At 70.8% G+C, this 23,327-nt stretch carries 19 protein-coding genes and 1 pseudogene; 9 read left to right on the forward strand and 11 right to left on the reverse strand.

The window, feature by feature from the left end:
• Window positions 1-103: 103 nt before the first annotated feature.
• From ABTX60_RS09015 to ABTX60_RS09030, 4 genes are all read left to right on the forward strand, one after another.
• Window positions 104-913: an intradiol ring-cleavage dioxygenase gene (locus tag ABTX60_RS09015; RefSeq protein ID WP_352096406.1), complete on the forward strand. Its 810-nt coding sequence runs from the start codon at window positions 104-106 to the stop codon at window positions 911-913.
• Window positions 914-1,048: 135 nt separating this feature from the next.
• On the forward strand, window positions 1,049-2,875 hold the full coding sequence (locus tag ABTX60_RS09020; protein ID WP_352096407.1) for an acyl-CoA dehydrogenase: 1,827 nt from the start codon (window positions 1,049-1,051) through the stop codon (window positions 2,873-2,875).
• A gap of 76 nt (window positions 2,876-2,951) precedes the next feature.
• On the forward strand, window positions 2,952-4,250 hold the full coding sequence (locus ABTX60_RS09025) for a M18 family aminopeptidase (RefSeq protein ID WP_352096408.1): 1,299 nt from the start codon (window positions 2,952-2,954) through the stop codon (window positions 4,248-4,250).
• Between the two features lie 88 nt (window positions 4,251-4,338).
• Entirely contained in the window at window positions 4,339-4,593 is a 255-nt protein-coding gene (locus ABTX60_RS09030; RefSeq protein WP_352096478.1) for a DUF6458 family protein, read from the forward strand.
• Window positions 4,594-4,602: 9 nt separating this feature from the next.
• Here ABTX60_RS09030 and ABTX60_RS09035 read toward each other — a convergent pair.
• A pseudogene (locus tag ABTX60_RS09035) lies at window positions 4,603-6,229 on the reverse strand (IS200/IS605 family accessory protein TnpB-related protein); the annotation flags it as partial.
• Window positions 6,230-6,551: 322 nt separating this feature from the next.
• A complete protein-coding gene (locus ABTX60_RS09040; protein WP_352096479.1) occupies window positions 6,552-6,944 on the reverse strand; it encodes a cupin domain-containing protein in 393 nt (130 codons plus the stop codon).
• A gap of 52 nt (window positions 6,945-6,996) precedes the next feature.
• Here ABTX60_RS09040 and ABTX60_RS09045 point away from each other — a divergent pair, with 52 nt between their 5' ends.
• Both ABTX60_RS09045 and ABTX60_RS09050 read left to right on the forward strand, forming a co-directional pair.
• The gene (locus ABTX60_RS09045) at window positions 6,997-7,995 is read left to right on the forward strand and encodes a GlxA family transcriptional regulator (RefSeq protein WP_352096409.1); all 999 of its coding nucleotides are present in this window, start codon (window positions 6,997-6,999) and stop codon (window positions 7,993-7,995) included.
• Window positions 7,992-8,483 (forward strand): LURP-one-related/scramblase family protein, encoded by a 492-nt coding sequence (locus tag ABTX60_RS09050; RefSeq protein ID WP_352096410.1) that lies wholly within the window; start codon window positions 7,992-7,994, stop codon window positions 8,481-8,483. The genes ABTX60_RS09045 and ABTX60_RS09050 overlap by 4 nt, the downstream gene beginning before the upstream one ends.
• 21 nt (window positions 8,484-8,504) lie before the next feature.
• On the opposite strand, the gene ABTX60_RS09055 is transcribed toward ABTX60_RS09050, so the two are convergent.
• Complete coding sequence (locus ABTX60_RS09055) at window positions 8,505-9,302, reverse strand: carbon-nitrogen family hydrolase (RefSeq protein WP_352096411.1); 798 nt, start codon at window positions 9,300-9,302, stop codon at window positions 8,505-8,507.
• A 181-nt stretch (window positions 9,303-9,483) separates the two neighbouring features.
• Between ABTX60_RS09055 and ABTX60_RS09060 the strand changes: the two genes are divergently transcribed.
• Window positions 9,484-10,308, forward strand: coding sequence for a maleylpyruvate isomerase family mycothiol-dependent enzyme (locus tag ABTX60_RS09060; RefSeq protein WP_352096412.1), 825 nt, complete (start codon window positions 9,484-9,486; stop codon window positions 10,306-10,308).
• Between the two features lie 184 nt (window positions 10,309-10,492).
• Window positions 10,493-11,227: an SAM-dependent methyltransferase gene (locus ABTX60_RS09065; RefSeq protein WP_352096413.1), complete on the forward strand. Its 735-nt coding sequence runs from the start codon at window positions 10,493-10,495 to the stop codon at window positions 11,225-11,227.
• Window positions 11,228-11,233: 6 nt separating this feature from the next.
• Here the strand turns inward: ABTX60_RS09065 and ABTX60_RS09070 are convergent, their stop codons facing one another.
• Both ABTX60_RS09070 and ABTX60_RS09075 read right to left on the reverse strand, forming a co-directional pair.
• Window positions 11,234-12,529 carry an MFS transporter gene (locus tag ABTX60_RS09070; RefSeq protein ID WP_352096414.1) on the reverse strand — a complete coding sequence of 432 codons (1,296 nt, stop codon included), beginning with the start codon at window positions 12,527-12,529 and terminating at the stop codon, window positions 11,234-11,236.
• Window positions 12,526-13,176 (reverse strand): GntR family transcriptional regulator, encoded by a 651-nt coding sequence (locus ABTX60_RS09075; protein ID WP_352096415.1) that lies wholly within the window; start codon window positions 13,174-13,176, stop codon window positions 12,526-12,528. Before ABTX60_RS09075 ends, ABTX60_RS09070 begins: the two co-directional genes overlap by 4 nt.
• Before the next feature lie 209 nt (window positions 13,177-13,385).
• Between ABTX60_RS09075 and ABTX60_RS09080 the strand changes: the two genes are divergently transcribed.
• Entirely contained in the window at window positions 13,386-14,285 is a 900-nt protein-coding gene (locus ABTX60_RS09080) for a D-alanyl-D-alanine carboxypeptidase family protein (protein ID WP_352096416.1), read from the forward strand.
• A gap of 86 nt (window positions 14,286-14,371) precedes the next feature.
• On the opposite strand, the gene ABTX60_RS09085 is transcribed toward ABTX60_RS09080, so the two are convergent.
• From ABTX60_RS09085 to ABTX60_RS09110, 6 genes are all read right to left on the reverse strand, one after another.
• Window positions 14,372-15,178, reverse strand: a complete 807-nt coding sequence (locus ABTX60_RS09085) for a twin-arginine translocation signal domain-containing protein (protein ID WP_352096417.1) — start codon at window positions 15,176-15,178, stop codon at window positions 14,372-14,374.
• A 37-nt stretch (window positions 15,179-15,215) separates the two neighbouring features.
• Window positions 15,216-17,450, reverse strand: a complete 2,235-nt coding sequence (locus ABTX60_RS09090) for a glycoside hydrolase domain-containing protein (protein ID WP_352096418.1) — start codon at window positions 17,448-17,450, stop codon at window positions 15,216-15,218.
• Window positions 17,451-17,698: 248 nt separating this feature from the next.
• Window positions 17,699-19,147: a dihydrolipoamide acetyltransferase family protein gene (locus ABTX60_RS09095; protein ID WP_352096419.1), complete on the reverse strand. Its 1,449-nt coding sequence runs from the start codon at window positions 19,145-19,147 to the stop codon at window positions 17,699-17,701.
• Between the two features lie 10 nt (window positions 19,148-19,157).
• Window positions 19,158-20,135, reverse strand: a complete 978-nt coding sequence (locus tag ABTX60_RS09100; RefSeq protein ID WP_266460063.1) for an alpha-ketoacid dehydrogenase subunit beta — start codon at window positions 20,133-20,135, stop codon at window positions 19,158-19,160.
• A 1-nt stretch (window position 20,136) separates the two neighbouring features.
• Window positions 20,137-21,333 (reverse strand): pyruvate dehydrogenase (acetyl-transferring) E1 component subunit alpha, encoded by a 1,197-nt coding sequence (gene pdhA, locus ABTX60_RS09105; RefSeq protein WP_352096420.1) that lies wholly within the window; start codon window positions 21,331-21,333, stop codon window positions 20,137-20,139.
• 395 nt (window positions 21,334-21,728) lie between these two features.
• Window positions 21,729-23,324 (reverse strand): protein kinase domain-containing protein, encoded by a 1,596-nt coding sequence (locus tag ABTX60_RS09110; RefSeq protein WP_352096421.1) that lies wholly within the window; start codon window positions 23,322-23,324, stop codon window positions 21,729-21,731.
• Between the last annotated feature and the right edge of the window lie 3 nt (window positions 23,325-23,327).

Here is a 23,327-nt window from a genome sequence, read left to right on the forward strand (position 1 = left end):
GCGGACGGGCCGGCGGGCCGGTACGGCGGTCCCGGCAAACCGACAGCGAGTCGACAGCGCCCGGGCTGTGGATCGCCGGGGCCCGCGCTCGTAGCGTCGTGGCATGAGCGCACGCCCTGACGAGAGCCCGCCCGCGCACGACGGAGGCCTCTCCCACGACCTGCCCGTCCTCGCCCGCCGCCGGATGATCCGGCTGATGGCGGGCGCGAGCCTGGTCCCGCTGGTGGGCTGCACCTCGGAGGCCGGTACCGCGGCGTCTCCTTCCTCCTCCTCGTCCGCGGAGTGCGCCGAGATCCCCGAGGAGACGGCCGGGCCCTTCCCCGGCGACGGCTCGAACGGCGTGAACGTCCTCAAGGAGAGCGGGGTCGTCCGCAGCGACATCACCCGGAGCTTCGGCGACTCCGCTGGCGGCACGGCCGACGGCGTCCCCCTGACGATCACGCTCACGGTGGTGGACGCGGCCTCCGGCTGCGGGACGCCGAAGCGGGGTGCCGCCGTCTACGTCTGGCACTGCGACCGGGAGGGCGCCTACTCCCTCTACTCCGAGGGCGTCACCGACGAGAACTACCTGCGGGGCGTGCAGGAGGCGGACGACGAGGGCCGGGTCACCTTCCGGAGCGTCTTCCCCGGCTGCTACCCGGGCCGCTGGCCGCACGTCCACTTCGAGGTCTACGGCAGCCTCGCCGACGCCACCACGGCGACGTCGATCACGAACACCTCGCAGCTGGCCTTCCCGAAGGACGTCTGCGACACGGTCTACGCCACGGACGGCTATGACGCGAGTGTGCGGAACCTATCCGTCCTCTCCCTGGAGGACGACAGTATCTTCAGCGACGGCCACGACCGGCAGCTGGCGACGATGACGGGCAGCGCGAGGGACGGTTACACCGCGGCATTGACCGTTCCGGTGTGACCTGTCACAGATGACGGATCGGGGTTGCTTCTTATTACCGACGGGTAGCATCATTCGTAGCTACTTGTTGGTACGTGAACTAGCGCGAGGATCCAGTGCCTCGCCGATCTCTCTACGGAGCCGGGAGCCGTCGCCATGGGGCACTACAAGTCGAATCTCCGCGACATCGAGTTCAACCTCTTCGAAGTACTCGGGCGCGACAAGGTGTACGGCACCGGCCCGTTCGAGGAGATGGACGTCGAGACCGCGAAGAGCATCCTGGAGGAGATGACGCGCCTCTCGGAGAACGAGCTGGCCGAGTCCTTCATCGACGCCGACCGCAACCCGCCGGTCTTCGACCCGGAGACCAACACCGCGCCGGTCCCCGCGTCCTTCAAGAAGAGCTATCAGGCCTTCATGGACTCCGAGTACTGGCGCCTGGGCCTCCCCGAGGAGATCGGCGGCACCACCTCGCCCCGCTCCCTGATCTGGGCCTACGCCGAGCTCATCCTGGGCGCCAACCCGGCCGTGTGGATGTACTCCTCGGGTCCGGCCTTCGCCGGCATCCTCTTCGAGGAGGGCAACGAGGTCCAGAAGCACATAGCCAAGGTCGCCGTGGAGAAGCAGTGGGGCTCCACGATGGTGCTCACCGAGCCCGACGCGGGCTCCGACGTGGGCGCCGGCCGCACCAAGGCCGTGCAGCAGGAGGACGGCTCCTGGCACATCGAGGGCGTGAAGCGCTTCATCACCTCCGGTGAGCACGACATGTCGGAGAACATCCTCCACTACGTCCTCGCCCGCCCCGAGGGCGCCGGCCCCGGCACCAAGGGCCTGTCCCTGTTCCTCGTCCCGAAGTACCTCTTCGACTTCGAGACCGGCGAGCTGGGCGAGCGCAACGGCGTCTACGCCACGAACGTCGAGCACAAGATGGGCCTGAAGGCCTCCAACACCTGCGAGATGACCTTCGGCGACCAGCACCCCGCCAAGGGCTGGCTGATCGGCGACAAGCACGACGGCATCCGCCAGATGTTCCGCATCATCGAGTTCGCCCGCATGATGGTCGGCACGAAGGCGATCTCCACGCTCTCCACGGGCTACCTCAACGCCCTGGAGTACGCCAAGGAGCGCGTCCAGGGCCCCGACCTGGCGAACTTCATGGACAAGACCGCGCCCAAGGTCACCGTCACCCACCACCCCGACGTGCGCCGCTCGCTCATGACGCAGAAGGCCTACGCCGAGGGCATGCGCGCCCTGGTGCTCTACACGGCCTCCGTCCAGGACGAGATCCAGGTCAAGGAGGCCGCGGGCGAGGACATCTCCGCCCTGGAGGCCCTGAACGACCTGCTCCTGCCCATCGTCAAGGGCTACGGCTCCGAGAAGGGTTACGAGCAGCTCGCCCAGTCGCTGCAGACCTTCGGCGGCTCCGGCTTCCTGCAGGAATACCCGATCGAGCAGTACATCCGGGACTCCAAGATCGACACCCTCTACGAGGGCACCACGGCGATCCAGGGCCAGGACTTCTTCTTCCGGAAGATCGTCCGCAACCAGGGCGCCGCGCTCAACTCCCTCGCCGAGGACATCAAGAAGTTCCTGGCGCTCGGTGAGGGCGGCGAGGAGCTGGGCGCGACCCGCGAGCACCTCGCGAAGGCCGCCGTCGAGCTGGAGGCCATCGTCGGCCTGATGCTCACCGACCTCGCGGCCACCGAGCAGGACGTCAAGAACATCTACAAGGTGGGCCTCAACAGCACCCGCCTGCTGATGGCCTCCGGTGACGTCGTCGTCGGCTACCTGCTGCTCAAGGGCGCCGCGGTGGCCGCCGAGAAGCTGGAGACGGCTGGCTCCAAGGACAAGGCCTTCTACACCGGCAAGATCGCCGCCGCGAAGTTCTTCGCCGCCAACGTCCTGCCGGGCGTCACCCTGGCCCGCAAGGTCGCCGAGGGTGTCGAGCTGGACCTGATGGAGCTGGACGAGGCCGCGTTCTAGATCTTTCACGTCCTCTGTTCGAGGGCCCGTTCCCTTACGCCGGGAACGGGCCCTCGTGCGTCGTTAAAGTGAACCCATGACCGAACGAGCCCGCTTCGACCGCGGCCACACCGACGACCTGATGACCTTCCTGGCGGCGAGCCCCTCGCCGTACCACGCCGTGGCGAACGCCGCCGAGCGACTGGAGAAGGCGGGCTTCAAGCAGGTCGCCGAGACGGACGCCTGGGACGGGACGCACGGCGGCAAGTACGTGCTGCGCGGCGGCGCGATCGTCGCCTGGTACGTGCCGGAGGTCGCCGCGCCCCACACGCCGTTCCGGATCGTCGGCGCCCACACCGACTCCCCCAACCTGCGCGTCAAGCCGCTCCCCGACAGCGGGGCGCACGGCTGGCGCCAGGTGGCCGTGGAGATCTACGGCGGACCGCTGCTCAACTCCTGGCTGGACCGCGACCTCGGCATCGCGGGCCGCCTCACCCTGCGCGACGGCTCGACGCGTCTGGTCAACGTCGACCGACCGCTGCTGCGCGTCCCGCAGCTCGCCATCCACCTGGACCGCTCGGTGACGGCCGACGGCCTCAAGCTCGACAAGCAGCGGCACATGCAGCCGGTGTGGGGCCTGGGCCGCGACGTCCGCGACGGCGACCTGATCGCCTTCCTGGAGGAGACGGCCGGCATCCCGGCGGGCGAGGTCACCGGCTGGGACCTGATGACGCACTCCGTGGAACCGCCCGCCTACCTGGGCCGCGACCGCGAGCTGCTGGCCGGACCGCGAATGGACAACCTCCTGTCGGTGCACGCGGGCACGGCGGCCCTGGCGGCCGTGGCGTCCGGGGCGACCGCGCCCTCCTCCATCCCGGTCCTGGCCGCCTTCGACCACGAGGAGAACGGCTCCCAGTCGGACACCGGCGCGGACGGGCCGCTGCTCGGCAACGTGCTGGAGCGCTCCGTCTTCGCCCGCGGCGGCACCTACGAGGACCGGGCCCGCGCCTTCGCCGGCACGGTCTGCCTGTCCTCCGACACGGGCCACGCCGTCCACCCCAACTACGCGGAGCGGCACGACCCGACGCACCACCCGCGCGTCAACGGCGGCCCGATCCTCAAGGTCAACGTCAACAACCGCTACGCGACGGACGGTTCGGGACGAGCGGAGTTCACCGCGGCCTGCGAGGCGGCCGACGTGCCCTTCCAGTCCTTCGTCTCCAACAACTCCATGCCCTGCGGCACCACGATCGGCCCGATCACCGCCGCCCGGCACGGCATCAGGACCGTGGACATCGGCGTGGCCATCCTGTCGATGCACAGCGCCCGCGAACTGTGCGGCGTCGACGACCCGTTCCTGCTCGCGGGCGCGCTGGCGGCGTTCCTCGAGACGTAGAACGGGCCGTCACCGCATGGGTGTTCCCTTCCGGGGTACCCGGTGTTCCGGGACCGGAACGACCGGACCGTACAGGGAGGCGACACACATGGGCCTCGGCGGATGCATCATCCTCATCGCCGTGGGAGCCATCCTCACGTTCGCGACCGACTGGGACATGCAGGGGGTCAACCTCGACCTGGTCGGCATCATCCTGATGATCGTCGGACTGATCGGCGTCACCACGTTCAGCAGCATCGCCAGGCGCCGACGCGTGGTGGTGCCCCCCACGACCCCGGTCGTGGAGGACCCGGCGGTGCACCACCACCGCCGCGACGGTTACAGCGACGGATACGGGGTCTGACCGTTCCTGAAGACTGAGCGGGAGTGAGTCCTGTTTCCAGGGCTCATGCTCAGCCGGACGTCCCGAACGGTGTTGGGGTGTCCTGGTTGCCCGCTTTCGCTTCGCGTCCGGCGCGCACGGATCGTGTCCGTGGTCCGGGAATGCGGGGGCGGGTTTCCTCACGCCCCGGGGCCACCGAGTCGGCCTGGACGGTCCGATGCCCCTGCTCATCACTCCGGTGAGCAGGGGGCGGTGCCGTCCGTCGCCGGATCGGGTGCCTCAGGGCGCGTCTGCCGATCGCCACGGCGGCCGCGTCGTGGCGGGTGGTTTTGCGGTGTGTGCTGGTGAGGGGTTTCTGCCAGTGCTGGGCGCCCCAGCGGCTGGTGTAGGCGGGGTCGACGGCGAGGATGGTGATGCCGAGTTCGGCCGCCATCGACACCAGCCGGGCCCGCAGCCTGGCGGTGGGCATGCCGGAGATCAGCTTACGGAAGCCTTTGCGGCGGCCGTGCTTCTCGCGGGTCTTCTCCGCTCGGAAGTCCAGGTTCTCGACCGCGATCGCGAGACCGTGGCGTTGGGCGAAGTGCAGCAGGCGGATCAGGGCGTGGCGGATCTGGGCGTCGCGGTGCTGTGCGGTGCCGGACAGGTCGTAGCCGAAGCGGAGGGGCTGGCCGACGGGGTTACCGTGTGGGTCCAGGCGCCAGGCGGCCAAGTGATCGGCATTTGTGTCCACGCCGACCAGCCCGTTCGTGCGGGCCGCAGCCAGGGGCACGGTGTTGACCGGGGGGATCGTCCACGACGCGGTGAGGTACCAGCGGCCCCGGATGGTGTCTTCATGGATGCGGTAGGCGACCGCCCGGTTCGCGGTGACCCGGTCGGCCCACTGTTCACCGCGGTGTGCGAATGCCACCCGGCAGGTGAGCACGTACCGGCCGTGCGGGGCGTTCGCCAGATGCACCAAAGGGGCGGGGAGCTTGATCGAGACCTCGCCGCCGGGGGTGACGCGGATGGTCTCGTTGCCGAACCGCTTACCGCTCTCGCCGTCGGCCTGGAGGAACCGGCGTCCGGCCTGCCACCGCGTGCGCCACTGCTCCTCGCTCAGCTGTGCCGCGTCAAGGTGTTGGCGGGTGTTCAAAGGCCGCTTTCCGCCGCGCACCACGTGCACGGCACCGGCCTGCCAGTCCGCGCGCACCGCCTGCAACCGGTCTTCGAGTACATGCAGCCGGCGCGTCTTGGCGAACCACTCCCGCTTGCTGCGGTAGCCGCCCGGAGCCTGTTTGCTGCCCGCCTCACCCACCGGGAGGGACAGCCGGTGGTCGATCGTGCGCACACTCACCTGAAGATGCTGGATGTGCGCAAGCTGCCCCCGCCTGGCCAGTGCCCACTGATCATGGGAGGCCTTCGTGATCGACCCCGCCCAACGGGAGGACGACTGCACCGTCAGGGACCGCTTACGCTCGGCCCACAGCTCGGCGTCGTGCTCCAAGCCGGCCACGCAACGCGCCTTCAGATCCCGCGAGGCCAGCGTGCCCAGATGGTCGCCCACCAGGCGCAGCACGCGTTCGTCCTCGGCGGTCAGGTACTTGAGCCGGTCACGAACCGCGACCCCGGAAGGGCCGGGCACCACGAACGGCGCTTCGATCTTCCGCAGGCCGCTCAATCCCCTCACCCCCGCCCCGCACCAGTCGACCAATCCCTCAGCGCCTTCAACGGCCCGCACGCGCAAAGGTCACGCATTCGACAGAAGAACTCTTGTTCACGCGCGTGAGGCCGCACCTTCCGCACCCCGGACACTCACGCATGCGCACCTGAACACGCCCATGCACAGTCAGCCGCCAGCAGTTCACAACCCCGGAAACCTTCGGGCGTGTTCGCGCCAGGTCTGCGGCACGCCCTCCGTACGGAAGGGTCGGGTTCGAGGGCGCGGGGGAGACGTACGCCCTCGCGCCCTCGTCGCTGCGCCGACGGGATGGCCAGGGTGTTCACGCCAGTGCATGCCCCCTCGTGGCGTCCACGTGGTCCGGGACCTCGTCGTGGCGGTCGCCCACCGTGAGGGTGCCGGTGGGTTCGAACATGAGGATCGCGGTGGGCACGGAGGCGGACGGCTTGTGTTCGGTGCCGCGGGGCACCGTGAAGACGCTGCCGCGGGGCAGGACCACCGCCCGCTCGCCGGCCGGCTCGCGCAGGGCGATGTGCAGTTCGCCGTCGAGGACGAGGAAGAACTCGTCGGTGTGCTCGTGGACGTGCCAGACGTGTTCGCCCTCCACCTTGGCGATACGGACGTCGTAGTCGTTCACGGCGGTGACGATGCGGGGACTCCAGCGGTCGGAGAAGGTGGCAAGGGCGCGGGCGAGGGCGACGGGTTCCTGGGTCATGAGGTGATCCTGCGGGGTGCCGTGGACGTCGTGCGAGTGATAGGAGTCGCACATGTCGCAAGGATCCTCGCAGCGTCCCCATCGGGTCGCCGTGATCGTCGACGAGGGCACCAATCCCTTCGAGGTCGGGGTGGCCACCGAACTGTTCGGGCTGCCTCGACCGGAACTGGGGCCGCGGTCGCCTCTGTACGAGGTGACGCTGTGCGCGCCCGCACCGGAGATCCGAATGAATCACGGGTTCTTCACGCTCACCGGCGTCCGGGGCCTGGACGCCGTGGCGGAGGCGGACACACTGGTCGTCCCGGGTCGGCCGGACAACGTCGTGCCGCGCGGCCCCGACGTCCTCGACGCCATACGGCGCGCACACGCGCGTGGTGCCCGGGTCATGAGTTTCTGCACCGGCACCTTCGCCCTCGCTGAAGCCGGGCTGCTGGCCGGGCGGAGGGCGGCGACCCACTGGCGCTGGGCGGACACCTTCCGGCGGCTGCACCCGGAGGTGCTGCTGGAACCGGACGTGCTCTTCGTCGACGACGGTGATCTCCTCACCGCCGCCGGCAGCGCGGCCGCGCTCGACCTCGGGCTGTACATCTGGCGGCGTGACCACGGGGCGGAGATCGCCCATCACGTCTCCCGCCGACTGGTCTTCGCCGCGCACCGCGACGGCGGGCAGCGGCAGTTCGTGGAGCGGCCGGTCCCGGAGGTGCGGGACGAGTCCTTGGCCCCCCTGCTGGCGTGGGCGCAGGAGCGGCTGGGGGAGCCACTGGCGGTGGCGGACCTGGCCGTCCGGGCGCGGGTCAGCCCCGCCACGCTCCACCGCCGCTTCCGCGCACAGCTCGGCACCACCCCTCTGGCGTGGCTGACCGAGGAGCGCGTGGCGCTGGCCTGCCGGCTCATCGAGCGGGGCGAGGAGCGGATGGACGTGGTGGCGGCGAGGAGCGGGCTCGGAACGGCCGCCAACCTGCGGGTACGGCTGCGGCAGGTGACCGGGCTCAGCCCGTCGGCCTACAGGCGGCGTTTCGGGCCGGGCCGCGGGGAAGCCCTGGTCTCATGAGATTCCTCGTGTACGACCGGCTCCTCGGCTTCGGCGACGACTACTGGATCGAGGACGACCGCGGCAGCAAGGTGTTCCTCGTCGACGGCAAGGCCCTGCGGCTGCGGGACACCTGGGAGTTGAAGGACCCCCAGGGGCGCGTCCTCGTCGACATCCACCAGAAGATGCTTGCCCTGCGCGACACCATGGTGCTCCAGCGCGGCGGGGAGCCGCTGGCGACGATCCGCAGGAAACGGCTGTCCCTGCTGCGCAACCACTACCGGGTGTCCCTGGCCGACGGCAACGAGCTGGACGTCAGCGGAAAGATCCTCGACCGGGAGTTCGCCGTCGAGTACGACGGGGAGCTGCTGGCGGTGATCTCCCGGCGGTGGCTGACCCTGCGGGACACCTACGGCGTGGACGTCGTCCGCGAGGACGCGGATCCGGCGCTGCTGATCGCGGTGGCCGTGTGTGTGATCCACCTGGCGGAGAAGGAGCGGGAGGACTGAGCCACCCGGGTGCTTGCGTCGTCAGGGGCGGCGAGGAGGCCGGAGTCCCAGCACCCGGTCCTTCAGCGCCGGGAACTGCTCCCGGGTGGTGGCGACCTTCCCCGGGTCGAACTCCACCGTGAGGACCTCCTCGCCGGCACCGGCCTGCGCCAGCACCTCGCCCCACGGGTCCACCACGATCGAGTGACCGGCCTGCGGAACTCCGGCGTGCGTCCCGGCCGTTGCGCAGGCGAGGAGGAACGTCTGGTTCTCCACGGCCCGTGCCTGGGCCAGCAGCGTCCAGTGGGAGCGGCGGCGCTCCGGCCAGCCCGCCGACACCACGAGCGTCTCGGCACCGGCGTCGACCAGGCCGCGGTAGAGCTCGGGGAAGCGGAGGTCGTAGCAGGTGGACAGGCCCAGGGTCGTCTCGGGCAGACGCACCGTCACCAGCTCCGCGCCCGCGCCCATCAGCACGGCCTCGCCCTTGTCGAAGCCGAAGCGGTGGATCTTGCGGTAGGCGGCGGCCAGATCGCCGGAGGGGGAGAAGACGAGGGAGGTGTTGTAGAGCGGCCCGTCAGGGTCCCGCTCCGGGATGGAACCCGCGTGCAGCCACACACCCGCGTCGCTCGCGGCCTTCGCCATCGCCTCGTACGTCGGCCCCTCGAGCGGCTCGGCCTCGCGCCCGAACTCCTCGTAGGCGAAGGCACCCGTGGTCCACAGCTCCGGCAGGACGACGAGATCGGCTCCGGCCTGCTCCCGGACCAGCGCCGTCACGCGTCGGCGGCGTGCTTCGACCGATTCGTCCTCGTTCACGGCAATCTGGATCACAGAGGCGCGCACACTACCACCGTCCTGGCATTCGAGCCGTTCACACGGGCCTACGATCGTCACACGAAAGCACTGCCGGGGTGCCTCACAGCAGCGTAACTTAGCTCGCAAGACGCCCGCCGACAGCCGCCACCTCCCACTGGCAACGCCGCCACCACCTGCCCGTGACCGAACCGCCGAGGGGTCCCGTTCCGTGAGTCTGCATCCCACCCTCCAGCCCTACGCCGACGCCTGGACCCACTCCATCGAAGCGATATCCGAGCTGCTCCAGCCGCTCCCGGAGGCCGAGTGGAACCGGCGGACGCCGTGCCCCGGGTGGTCGGTGCGGGACGTGGCGTCCCATGTCATCGGTCTGGACTGCGAGATGCTCGGCGACCCGCGGCCCATCCACAGCCTCCCGCGCGACCTCTTCCACGTCACGAACGAGCACCAGCGCTACATGGAGATGCAGGTCGACGTCCGCCGCCACCACACGGCACCGGAGATGACCTCCGAGCTGGAGTACGTGATCATCCGCCGCAACCGGCAGCTGCGGAACGAGTCGCGTGATCCCGGCACGAAGGTGCGGGGGCCGCACGGCAGCGAGCTCACCCTGGAGGAGTCGATGCGGCGGCACGCGTTCGACGTGTGGGTGCACGAGCAGGACCTGCGCACGGCGCTCGGCCGCCCGGGCAACCTCGACTCCCCCGGCGCGCTGGTCGCCCGTGACGTGCTGCTCGGGGAGCTCCCGCGTGTGGTGGCCGAGGACGCGCAGGCACCACGCAGCTCGGCGATCGTCTTCGATGTGCACGGACCCGTCGAGTTCCTGCGCACGATCCGCGTCGACATCCAGGGCCGCGGCACCCTGGAGACGGCCCCGGCCCTCGGCCCGGCCGCCACGCTCACCCTCGACTGGGAGACGTACGTCCGTCTCGCCTGCGGCCGCGTGACCCCGGAGTCGGTCTCCGACCGCCTGAAGACGGAGGGCGACCCGGACCTGACGGCGGCGATCCTGAGGCACTTCGCGGTGACGCAGTAGGAGCCGGCACCGGGCGCCCCGACCCGCTCAGCTGCGGGCATGCGTGCCGCCAGGGGCGGCACCCGTCCCAAGGAGAGCGGCACCCCGCTACGCCGGGCTGCGGTCCCACCCGCCCCCGGCACGAACGCCGAGCACCGAAAAACCCAGTGCCGCTGCCCCGCGGCCCCCCGTAGCGTCCCCCGGCATGACCCCACCCCACCGCACCCGCCTCACCTTCCACGGCCCACTGTCCGAGACCCGGGCAGAGGCTCTCGTGCAGCGCCTCACCCGCCACCGCCCCACCACGATCCTGGACATCGGCTGCGGCTCAGGCGAACTCATGCTGCGCCTCCTGGCCGCCGCACCGGAGGCGACCGGCACCGGCATCGACCTGGACACCGACGACCTGGCGCGAGGGCGGAAGGCCGCCGCGGACCGCGGACTGGCATCCCGGGCCCGGTTCGTCGAGGAGTCCGCCACCGGCACCTCCCGCGGCCCCGCCGACCTCGTGCTGTGCGTGGGGTCGAGCCAGGCCCTCGGCGACCGGCTCCCCGAAGCGCTCGGGGAACTGCGCCGCCTGGTCACCGACCGCGGCCGCGTCCTGCTCGGCGAGGGCTTCTGGCAGCGCACACCGACCCCCGGCGAACTGTCCCGCATGTGGCCGGACGCGGCCGTCACCGACCACCCCGACCTCGCGACGCTCATCGGCCGGGCGATCGAGGCCGGGTTCCGGCCCGAGTGGACCGAGACCGCGAGCCTCGACGAATGGGAGGAGTTCGAGTCGGGATACCTCGCGGACACCGAGGCGTGGCTCGCCGAGCACCCCCGTCACCCCCAGGCGGAGGAGACACGGCAGCGCGTCGACCGGCACCGCGCCCGGTGGCTCACCTACCGCGGCGTCCTCGGCCTCGCGTACCTCACCCTCGTACCCACCGCCTGACCGACGTCACGCCGGCACGTGCACCGTCTCCACCCGGCTCGCCACCAGCCGCTCCCGCTCCCGCCGTTGCGCCCGCCCGCGCAGCCGCAGGATCTGGGACACCCCGGCCGCCTGGAGCACGAACACCACCGAGAAGGCCAGGGACCAGTCGTCGCCGGTGGCGTCCAGGAGGACGCCGATCGCCAGCAGCGTGGTCATGGAGGCCACGAAGCCGCCCATGTTGGTGATGCCGGAGGCGGTGCCCTGCCGTTCGGGCGGGTTGGCCGGGCGGGCGAAGTCGAAGCCGATCATCGACGCCGGTCCGCACGCCCCGAGCACCGTGCACAGCACGATCAGCAGCCACATCGGGGCGTGGGGGGCGGGGTAGGCGAGGGTGGCCGCCCACACGGCCGCCGTCGTACCGACCGTGCCGAGCGCGAGCGGCAGCCGGGCCCCGTGGTGCCGGGCGACGATCTGGCCGTAGACGAGGCCCACCACCATGTTCGACAGGACGACGAGGGTGAGCAGTTCACCGGCCACCGCCCGGGACAGTCCCTGCGCCTCGACGAGGAAGGGCAGGCCCCACAGCAGCAGGAACACCATCGCCGGGAACTGGGTGGTGAAGTGCACCCAGAGGCCGAGCCGCGTGCCGGGCTCCCGCCAGGAGGCGGCGATCTGCCGCCGCACGTAGGCCGCGCCCTGGTGCGGCAGCGGCTCCGGCTCCTGGCCCTCCGGGTGGTCCTTGAGGAACAGCAGCACCAGGACGAGCACCACGGCCCCGGCGGCCGCGCTGCCGGCGAACGCCGCCGTCCAGCCGATGCCGTGCAGCAGCCGGGCCAGCACGAGCGTGGAGACGAGGTTCCCGGCCATGCCGACCAGTCCCGCGAACTGGGCGACCAGCGGCCCGCGCCGGGCAGGGAACCAGCGGCTGCCCAGGCGCAGCACGCTGATGAACGTCAGCGCGTCACCGCAGCCGAGCAGCGCCCGGGAGGCGAGCGCCGTGCCGTACGACGGGGAGAAGGCGAAGCCCAGTTGCCCGGCGGTGAACAGCACCGCGCCGAGCGCCAGCACCTTCTTGGTGCCGAGCCGGTCGACCAGCAGGCCGACGGGGATCTGCATGCCCGCGTAGACGAGCAGCTGGAGGATGGAGAAGGTGGAGAGGGCCGAGGCGTTCACGTGGAAGCGGTCGGCTGCGTCGAGGCCGGCCACGCCCAGGGACGTGCGGAAGATGACCGCGACGAAGTAGACCGAGACGCCCGTGCCCCATACGGCCAGTGCCCTGCGTCCGCCCGGCAGCTCACCGGGTATCGCGGTGGCGCTCATCGGACCTCTCCCCGGGCCAGGTGCGAGAACCAGCCGATGTGCCGCCGGACGAGGCCGACGGCGGTCTCCGCGTCGTCGGAGCGCAGGGCGTCGAGGATCTCCTCGTGCTCGGCGAGGGTCTTGGCGAGGCGGTCGGGGTGGGAGTGCATGATGGCGACGCCCATCCGGAGCTGGCGGTCGCGCAGCTGGTCGTAGAGGCGGGAGAGGATCTCGTTGCCGCCGCTGCGGACGATCTCGGCGTGGAAGCAGCGGTCGGTGACGGCGGCGCCGGCGAAGTCACCGGCGGCGGCCTGCTCCTTCTGCCGGGACAGCAGTCCCTCCAGCCGCTCGATGAGCCCGGCGGGCGCGGGCACGGCCTTGCGCGCCGCGTGCTCCTCGACGAGCAGCCGCGTCTCGATGACGTCGGCGATCTCCTGCGCGGAGACGGGCAGGACCAGTGCGCCCTTCTTCGGGTAGAGCCGGATGAGCCCCTCGGCCTCCAGCCGGAGCAGCGCCTCGCGGACCGGCGTGCGCGACACCCCGACGGCTTCGGCGAGCTCGCCCTCGGTGAGGAGGGCCCCGCCCTCGTAGCGGCGCTCCAGGACGCCCTGCTTGACATGGGCGTAGACGCGTTCGGCGGCGGGCGGTTGCTTCACGGCCAGGGTCATGCGGACAGCATAGATACAACACGTACGCATGAATGGATACGTCCAGTATGCGGACTTGTATGTCACACATCTGTGGCAAAGGGGGGATCCGGCTCGGCAACAGCACAACCACGTGTGCTAGTTACGAGTCAGACACGTGCGGCCCCCTTTCCCCTCGTCCTCAACTCGGCCGCACCGTTGAGGCATTCGACGCAATCGGGGTACTTCACTTGATAACCGGCATTAAGGGCACTCGTCTCCGCAGAGCCGCGGCCGTCGCCGTCACCACCGGCGCCATGCTCGCGACCGGTGCCCTCACCGTCGCGCCGGCGCAGGCCGCCTCGGCGCCCTCCATCGCCGCCAAGGGCGGCTACGTGATGAACAACGCGACCGGCAAGTCGCTTTACACCAAGGCGGCCGACACGCGCCGCTCGACCGGCTCGACCACCAAGATCATGACCGCTCTGGTGGTGCTGAAGCAGTCGAACCTGAACCTGGACAGCAAGGTCACGATCCAGAAGGCGTACAGCGACTACATCGTCGAGAACAACTACGCGTCCAACGCGAAGCTGATCGTCGGCGACAAGGTCACCGTCCGCCAGCTGCTGTACGGGCTGATGCTCCCGTCCGGCTGCGACGCCGCGTACGCGCTCGCCGACAAGTTCGGCTCGGGCTCGACGCGCTCGGCGCGCGTGAAGTCGTTCATCGGCAAGATGAACACCACCGCCAAGAACCTGGGTCTGAAGAACACCCACTTCGACTCGTTCGACGGCATCGGCCACGGCGCCAACTACTCCACGCCGCGCGACCTGACCAAGCTCGCCAGCTCAGCGATGAAGAACGCCTCGTTCCGCACGGTCGTCAAGACCAAGAAGTACACGGCGAAGACGATCACCAAGTCCGGCGGTACGCGGACGATGGCGCCCTGGGAGAACACCAACCCGCTGCTCGGCAGCTACAGCGGCGCGATCGGCGTGAAGACCGGCTCCGGCCCGGAGGCGAAGTACTGCCTGGTCTTCGCCGCCACCCGCAGCGGCAAGACGGTCATCGGCACGGTCCTCGCCTCGACCGGCCTGGACGCCCGCAAGGCGGACGCGACGAAGCTGCTCAACTACGGCTTCACCAGGTAGGACACCAGCAGGACGACGCAGGGGGCTCCACCGCACACCCGCGGCGGAGCCCCCTTCGTCATACGGCCGGCTTCGTCATACGCCGGTCATGCCGCGGTGCGCTGTCGGCGCTCCAGTGCCCGGGCCGCCTTGCGCCGGACGCCCGACAGCACGTTCACCGGGGCGCCCGCACCGGCTCCCGGCTCCATTTGCCAGCCGCGGATCCGCGCCGCGACCCGCACCAGCCGCTGGTCGTCCGGGCGTACGTCGATGCTGAACAGCGACTCGTCGGGCGTACGGTCGTCGCCGCCCCAGCGGACCACGCCGTCGAGCTCGGCGAGGATGTCGCGGATCACGACCTCCTGCTGCGGGAAGAACCCGCCCCGTGCGCCCCGCGGATAGAAGCCGGGCCGGATCCGCACGGCCGTGCCGGACGCCAGATTGGACTCGGGCCTGCTCCTGGCCAGGCCGGCCGGCTCGTGCCATCCGACGGCGTCGCCCCGGCGCAGCGGGTCGACCTCGTAGTGGAACCGGCGTAGCAGGTGGACGAGGACGGTCTCCACGTCGCCCAAGCGCACGGCGACGCCCGTGAGCGGGGTGCCGGGGACGGGGCGGGTGTAGACGGTGCCACCGTCGTCGGCGGCGTTCTCCATCTCCCAGCCGTTGTGGGAGCGCGAGCCGGCCAGCACGCGCCGGCTCCGGTCCTGCGCGTTGCGCAGGGCGTCCCGTACACGTGCCGGGATGGGGTTGTTCGCGTCGGCGTACGCCTGAGACAGGAAATGGGACAGGGGCAGGGCGGCGACGCCCACGGCACCGCCGACGGCGGCGATACGGCCGAGCAGGGCACGGCGGGACAGGCTCCTGCGGTGCACGGCGCCGGGAGCCGAAGGTCTGCGGGGGAGGCTGAGCTTCAACGGAGTCTCTTCCTGAAGTTGTGTGGCGCGCACGCGCTCAGGCGTTGCGGAGGATGCTGTTGTACTTCTCGAAGATCTGGTAGACGGCCAGGCTCTGGTGCGTCTGGGCCTCCACGTCGGGGTCCCAGGCCCGGTAGCGGCGCAGGAGTTCGGTGATCTCGAACTCGACCAGGTCGAGGCGCATGGACCCCGGGGTGGTGACGCGGTTGCCGGGGGGCAGCTGTCCGCCGGGCCTGCCGCGGGTGCCCCACAGGTGGATCAGGGCCGCGGTGCGCACGCTGAACGCGTTGTCCTTGTTCAGCCGCTGCCACACGGTCCACAGGTCGGCGTCCTCGGCCGGGTCATGGTGGTCGCCGGTGGCGAAGCCCCAGCCGATGCAGTGGTTCCAGGCCTGGATGGCGTCGGCCGCGCTGATCTCGCCGATGCCGGTGTGCGAGTCCCTGACCGTGCCGGAGCCGGTGAGGTGGTGGTCGGCGACCTGATGGTCGGTGGACTGGTCGGAGAGGTCGAAGTCGCGCAGGGCCCAGTAGACGGCCGTCTGGATCAGCGCCTTGCGCATCGAGTACGTCGTCGACAGCTCGGTGATCAGGCCGTCCTGCTCCTGGATCGCCGCCACGGCCTGCGCGTTGGTGTAGAGCCGCGCGTCGCCGCCGATGCCGCCCGTGTCCGCTCGGCCGATCGACCGCATGTAGCGGGAGAGGTCGGCCCGCAGCGCCGGCACCTGGCGCACGTCGAAGGCGACGTCCGGGACGGCGGGCCGCGGCCGGTCGAACGCGCCCTGCCCGGTGTCCCGTCCCGAGGCGATGTCGGCGTCGGTCTCGAGCTGCCCGTCACCCGAGCCGAGGGTGCGGACCACGAACTGGTCGTAGGCCCAGTCCCCGGGCAGCGGGTGCCCGGCGTTGCCGTCGAAGCCCGCGGACATGCCGGCGACGAAGCTCGCGGTCGAGTAGCCGGCCCCGCCGACCCGCGCGCACACGTTGCGGGAGCCGTAGACCCCGATCTCGTACGGGTGCCCGGAGTCCGCCATCGCCTCCTTGACGCCCTTGAAGTGGGGCAGCACGTTCGCGGTGATCTCGGCGTCGACCGCGTCGAAGTCGACGGCGAAGAAGATCCGGGTCCCCCGCCGGAAACCGTGGTCGCGGGCGGCGTTGACCGCCGCGTACCCGGCGGTCCGCCCGGCGACGTAGTCGAAGTCCGAGGCGTCGCTGTTGACGGTCTGGTAGATCGGGAAGCAGCGCAGGCCCTGCTGGGCGAAGGTGTCCAGCTCGCCCGGCTGGATGGCCTTCTCCGGCAGGGAGGTGGCACTCGGGTTGGTGAGGTAGCGGCCGACGTACGCGATCCCCGCCGCCTTGAGCGACGCCGCCCGGGCCGGGGTGACCCGGGCGGTGGTGTCACAGGCCCTGGCGGGGCGGGACTGGTCACCGAAGGACGCCAGGAGTGAGGCGAAGGTCGCGAAGTCGCCCTCGCCCGTGGCCGGGAGCGCCGCGAAGGTCTGGAAGGCCCGCACGGCAGCGGCGAGGGCGGAGTCGAAGGTGTCGGTGAGGGCGGCGGGGCGGCGGTTGAGGACCATTCCGGCGGAGAACAACTGGACGAAGACGCCTTTGTCGCCCTGAGTCACGGGATGCGACTTCAATCCCGACTGGGTGCCGGGCCCGAAGTTGCCGTTGGCGGTGCCGTCCGCCATGCCCAGCTCGTACTGCACGCCGAAGAGCAGCGCCTTGGCGGTGTCCCGGGACACGATCCCGTCGCAGGCGGTGACGAAGAAGTCCTGCCGGTTCACGTAGCGGCCGTTGAGCCACTGCTGGACGGCCCGCACCTGTCCGGTGCCCGAGGCGCCGGGGACGTACGCGTCCATCGTCAGCAGCGCCTTGAAGACCTTGGGCGTCAAGACGGCCCCGGGGTAGGCCTGTTCCACGCCCATGTCGGTCTTCAGCCGGGTGATGGCCTCCTGTACCCGCGTGCCGTACGTACCGTCGAGGTCGCCGCCGTCGTAGCCCTTGCAGTACAGGCCGGCCTGGATGATGCGGCAGAAGTCGGGCGAGGGGACGGTGTCGGCGTCGAGCTTCGGGTACTCGGCGGTCAGAGTGCTGAGCGTGGTGGGGCCGAAGTTGTCGGAGAACGCCGTGATGCCCAGCTCGTACTGCAGGGCGCGGGTCAGGGCGTACAGGGTCGCCCAGTCGGCCTCGCCGGTCTCCCGCACGGTCGTGCCGGTACGGCTGCCGTAGACGGAGTTCACGAATCTCTGGGCCTTGAGCACCATCGCGTCGCGCATGGGGGTTCACTCGCTTTCGAGGGAGTGACCGCGCCCGTCGCAGCCCGGAACCGGACTCCCCCGGGACGCCGGGCGAGTGGTCGATCTCGTGGTGAGCTTGATCGTATGTCCGGATAAACCGCTTACTGTGCGGTACTTGGGTGGGTTCCAGGAGATTGTTGTGCTCGTCGGCGAACCGCCGATTCACCTTCCGTACAGACGCCGGCGGCCCCCCGCCCGCAACGGGACAGGGGGCCGCCGCTGTCGGCTCACGCCCAGGTGATCAGGCGCTTCGGCTGTTCCAGGATCGCCGCCACGTCGGCCAGGACCTTCGAGCCCAGCTCGCCGTCGACCAGGCGGTGGTCGAAGGACAGGGCCAGGGTGGTGACCTGACGGGGCTTCACCTTGCCCTTGTGGACCCACGGCTGCGGCTTGATCGCACCGACCGCGAGGATCGCGGACTCGCCCGGGTTGAGGATCGGCGTGCCCGTGTCGACGCCGAAGACGCCGACGTTGGTGATCGTCACCGTGCCGCCCTGCATCGCCGCCGGGGACGTCTTGCCGTCCCTGGCCGTCGCCACCAGCTCGCCCAGCGACTGCGCCAGCTGGGGCAGCGTCTGGGCGTGGGCGTCCTTGATGTTCGGCACGATCAGGCCGCGCGGGGTCGCGGCCGCGATGCCCAGGTTCACGTAGTGCTTGACCACGATCTCCTGGGCGGCCTCGTCCCAGGACGCGTTGACGTCCGGGTTGCGCCGGATCGCGACCAGCAGAGCCTTGGCGATCAGCAGCAGCGGGTTCACGCGCAGACCCGCGAACTCCTTGTCGGCCTTCAGCTCCTCGACCAGCTTCATCGTGCGCGTCACGTCGACCGTCACGAACTCCGTGACGTGCGGCGCGGTGAACGCCGAGCCGACCATCGCCGCCGCCGTCGCCTTGCGGACACCCTTGACGGGGATACGGGTCTCCCGCGTGGTGTCGTACGACGCCGGAGCCTGGGTCACGGCGGGGGCGGCGACCTGCGGCTCGGCGGCCGCGGGTACGGCGGCGGCGACCGCCGCGTGCACGTCCTCGCGGGTGATGATGCCGTCCGGGCCGGTCGGGACCACGGTCGTCAGGTCGACGCCCAGGTCCTTGGCGAGCTTGCGGACGGGCGGCTTGGCCAGCGGGCGCTCCCCGCCCGCCGGGGTGGCCGGAACCGCCGGGGCGGGCGCGACCGGAGCGGGCGCTGCCGGGGCCGCCGGCGCGTGGCCGTTCAGCTCCGTCTGGATCGCCGTCGAGGCCTGCTGGACCGGGACCTCCGGGCCCTTGCGGGGGCGGCGGCGGGTGGACGAGGTCGCCACCCCGTACCCCACCAGGACCGGCTGGCGGCCGGAGCCGGCCGCCTTCGGCTCCTGAGCGGGCTCGGCCGCCGCGGGCTGCTCGGCCACCGGCTGCTCGGCGGCGGGCGCGGGGGCTCCGCCGCCCACGTCCACCGCGATGATCGCCATGCCCACGTCGACCGTGGTGCCCTCGGGGAAGTGCAGGTCCCGGACCACGCCGTCGTACGGGATGGGCAGCTCGACGGCCGCCTTCGCCGTCTCGACCTCGCAGACCACCTGGCCGTCGGTGACCGTGTCACCGGGCTGGACGTACCACTTGAGGATCTCGGCCTCGGTGAGTCCCTCGCCCACGTCGGGCATCTTGAACTCGCGCACGGACGCTTCCGTCATCGTCGTCACGACCCTCTCCTCAGTACGCCAGCGAGCGGTCGACGGCGTCCAGTACCCGGTCCAGGTTCGGCAGGTACTCCTCCTCCAGGCGGGCCGGCGGGTACGGCGCGTGGTAGCCGCCGACCCGGAGCACCGGGGCCTCGAGGTGGTAGAAGCAGCGCTCGGTGATCCGCGCGGCGATCTCCGCGCCCGAGCCGAAGAACACCGGCGCCTCGTGGACGACGACCAGGCGGCGGGTCTTCTCCACCGACGCCTGGATCGAGTCGAAGTCGAGGGGCGATACCGAGCGCAGGTCCAGGACCTCCAGGTTCTTGCCCTCCTCGGCGGCCGCGTCCGCGACCTCCTGGCAGAGCTTCACCATCGGCCCATAGGCGGCCAGGGTGAGGTCGGTGCCCTCGCGGACCACCTGGGCCTTGTGCAGCGGGCCCGGGATCGCCTCCGCGTTGACCTCGCCCTTGTCCCAGTAGCGGCGCTTGGGCTCGAAGAAGATCACCGGGTCGTCGCTCTGGATGGCCTGCTGCATCATCCAGTAGGCGTCCGACGCGTTCGACGGGCTGACGACCTTCAGGCCCGCCACGTGCGCGAAGAGGGACTCGGGCGACTCGGAGTGGTGTTCCACCGCGCCGATGCCGCCGCCGTACGGGATGCGCACGACGACCGGCAGCTTGACCTTGCCCAGCGAGCGAGCGTGCATCTTCGCGAGCTGCGTGACGATCTGGTCGTACGCCGGGAAGACGAAGCCGTCGAACTGGATCTCCACCACCGGGCGGTAGCCGCGCAGGGCCAGGCCGATCGCCGTGCCGACGATGCCCGACTCGGCGAGCGGGGTGTCGATGACGCGGCTCTCGCCGAAGTCCTTCTGCAGGCCGTCCGTCACCCGGAAGACGCCGCCGAGCTTGCCGACGTCCTCACCCATGATCAGGACCTTGGGGTCGGACTCCAGGGCGCGGCGCAGCGACTCGTTGATCGCCTTGGCCAGTGCCATCTTGTCGGCCATCTCAGTTACCCCCCTCGTCGGCGAACGACGCCTGGTACGCGGCGAACTGGGCGCGCTCCTCGTCGACGAGCGCGTGTCCGTCCGCGTAGGCGTTCTCGAAGATCGCGAAGTGGTCCGGGTCCGGCATGGCACGGACCGCCTCGCGCACTCGTTTGCCCAACGCCTCGGACTCGGCCTCCAGTTCCTGGAAGAATCCCTCGTCCGCGTGGTTTGACGCCTCCAGGTAGCGGCGCAGGCGCAGGATCGGGTCCTTGGCCTCCCATGCCTGGCGCTCCTCGTCGCCCCGGTAGCGGGTCGGGTCGTCGGAGGTGGTGTGGGCGCCCATGCGGTAGGTGAACGCCTCGACGAGGGTCGGGCCCTCACCCGCGCGGGCCCGCTCCAGGGCCCACCGGGTGACCGCGAGGACTCCCAGCACGTCGTTGCCGTCCACCCGGACGCCCGGGAAGCCGAAGCCCTGGGCGCGCTGGTAGATCGGCACGCGGGACTGCTTCTCGGTGGGCTCGGAGATGGCCCACTGGTTGTTCTGGCAGAAGAACACGACCGGGGCGTTGTACACCGCGGAGAAGGTGAAGGACTCGGCCACGTCGCCCTGGCTGGAGGCTCCGTCGCCGAAGTAGGCGATCACCGCGCTGTCGGCACCGTCCTTGGCGACGCCCATCGCGTAGCCGGTGGCGTGCAGCGTCTGGGAGCCGATGACGATCGTGTACAGCTGGAAGTTGTTGCTGTTGGGGTCCCAGCCGCCGTTGTTCACACCGCGGAACATCCCGAGCAGGTTGGCCGGGTCGACGCCGCGGCACCAGGCCACGCCGTGCTCGCGGTAGGTCGGGAAGACGTAGTCGTCCTCCCGGGTGGCCCGGCCGGACCCGATCTGGGCGGCCTCCTGGCCGAGCAGCGACGCCCACAGGCCCAGCTCGCCCTGGCGCTGCAGGGAGGTGGCCTCGGCGTCGAAGCGGCGGGTGAGCACCATGTCGCGGTAGAGGCCGCGGAGCTCTTCCGGAGTGATACCGGCGACGTACTTGTCGTACTCGGCGTTCTTGACGCGCTTGCCCTCGGGCGTCAGCAGCTGCACGAGCTGGGGCTCGGTGCTCTTGGCGTCCTTCTTGGCAGGCGTGCGGGTGGTGCGCTTGGTGCCGGTGGTGCCGGCCTTGCTTCCGGCGCTGCGTCGCGGTGTGCGCGCGGCAGTGCTCTCCACGGTCACGTGTGCTCCTCCGTCGGTCCGGCCCCCGGGGTTGCCGGTAGGCCAGTGCGGCTCACCTGTTCTCGGCCACCGGGGCACGGGGTGGGTGCCGCTCGGCCGGGTACAGGCGTTGCAGGTGCCCCGGCGAGCGCCCTGCAGAAAGCACGTTACCCAGTGCGCCACATTTCTGTGAAACCCCACCTGACCTGCGATTTTGCTTGGATATCCAAGTAAATCGGAAAGGCGTGGAAGGGGCCCTGGTCACAGCCTTGCAGGAGGCCGGAGCAACCGCACGTTAACCCGGTGACCCAGGTCACGGGAAGAGTCCTCTTTTCGGCGTACCCGAAAAGCCGCGCGCGCGTGGGCCCCGTCCCCGGGTCCCACGCGCGCGTGGATCATGCCGTTGAGCAGCGGGATCAGCCTTCGCCGCCGCCCGCGCCCCCCACGATGCCCTCCGTGGTGTTGCCGCCGTCGGCACCGCCGGTGTCGTCGGGCGGGGTGCCCGGGTCCGTGGGCTCCTCGTCCGTCGGCTCGCCGGTCGGCTCCGCGCTGGTCGGCTCGTCCGTCGGCTCGCCGGTGGGCGAGGCGGGAGCACTCTGCGTCGGCGTGGGGGACGGCTTGTAGGTCGGCGTCCAGTTGCCGTTGCCCGTGCCGGTGCCGGTGCCGGTGTCCGTTTGGGTGTCGGTCGGCTCCCCGGTGTCGTCGTCGCTCGGGGTCTCGCTGGGCGTCTTCTTCTCTTTGGTCTGCGAGACGGTCGGCTTCTGCTCCTTGCTCGGGCCGTCCTTGTCGCCGCCGGTGTTCTGCAGCGCCAGGGCGACGCCCGCGGCGATGGCGATCACCGCGAGCACGGCGAGGATCCAGAGCTTGCCGCGGCCGCTGCCCTTGTTGCCGTGGCCCTCGAAGCCGCCGTCGTCCCCGCCGCCGTAGCCGCCGGGCAGGATCGGCGAGGGGATCTGCGCGGTGCCGGAGACGTCCCCGGGGTGCCCCATCACGGCCGTCGCACCGGCGAAGCCGCCCGACGGGGTGTTGCGGCCCTCGTGCACGCCGACGGGGCCGGTGTTCCAGGTGCCGGTGTGGCCGCCCTGGTCGTAGAGCATCTGGAGCGCGTACTGGACCAGCCCGCGCATCTCCTCCGCCGTCTGGAAACGGTCGTCGGGCTCCTTGGCGAGGGAGCGCATGACCATGCCGTCCAGCTCCGGCGGGCAGGCGTCGGAGGCCTCGGACGGCGGCGTCGGGATGTCCTGGACGTGCTGGTAGACCACGGACAGCGGGGTCTCGCCGGTGAACGGCGGGCGCAGCGCGAGGAGTTCGTAGAGCAGGCAGCCCGTCGCGTACAGGTCGGAGCGGTGGTCGACGGCCTTGCCGAGCGCCTGCTCGGGGGAGAGGTACTGCGGGGTGCCCATGACCATGCCGGTCTGCGTCATCGTCGTGGACGCGCCGTGCAGGGCGCGGGCGATGCCGAAGTCCATCACCTTCACGGCGCCGTTGTGCGTGATGATGACGTTGGCGGGCTTGATGTCGCGGTGCACGATGCCGTGCTGGTGCGAGTAGGCGAGCGCCTCCAGGACGCCCGAGACGATGATCAGCGCCTGCTCGGGGCCGGGCGCCTCCGCGTTCAGCAGCAGGTCGCGGATGGTGCGGCCCTCGACGATCTCCATGACGATGTACGGCACGGACTGGCCACCGACGAAGTCCTCGCCGGAGTCGTACACGGCGACGATCGCGTGGTGGTTGAGACCGGCCACCGACTGGGCCTCGCGCGTGAAGCGCGCCTTGGAAACCGGGTCCTCGGCGAGGTCGGAGCGGAGCAGCTTGACCGCGACGGTGCGTCCGAGACGGACGTCCTCGGCTGCGAACACCTCGGCCATGCCGCCCCGGCCGAGTCTGCGGGTCAGCCGGTACCGGCCGTCCCCGACCAGTCCGCCGTTCCCCCAGGACTCCGGCGCCTCCGACATGCCGCCGCCAGTGCCCTCGGGGTCGGACGGGCCCTGAGCGCGCTGCTGCTGTGCCATCAG

The organism is Streptomyces sp. NPDC126510, assembly GCF_040302345.1.
Lineage (GTDB): Bacteria > Actinomycetota > Actinomycetes > Streptomycetales > Streptomycetaceae > Streptomyces.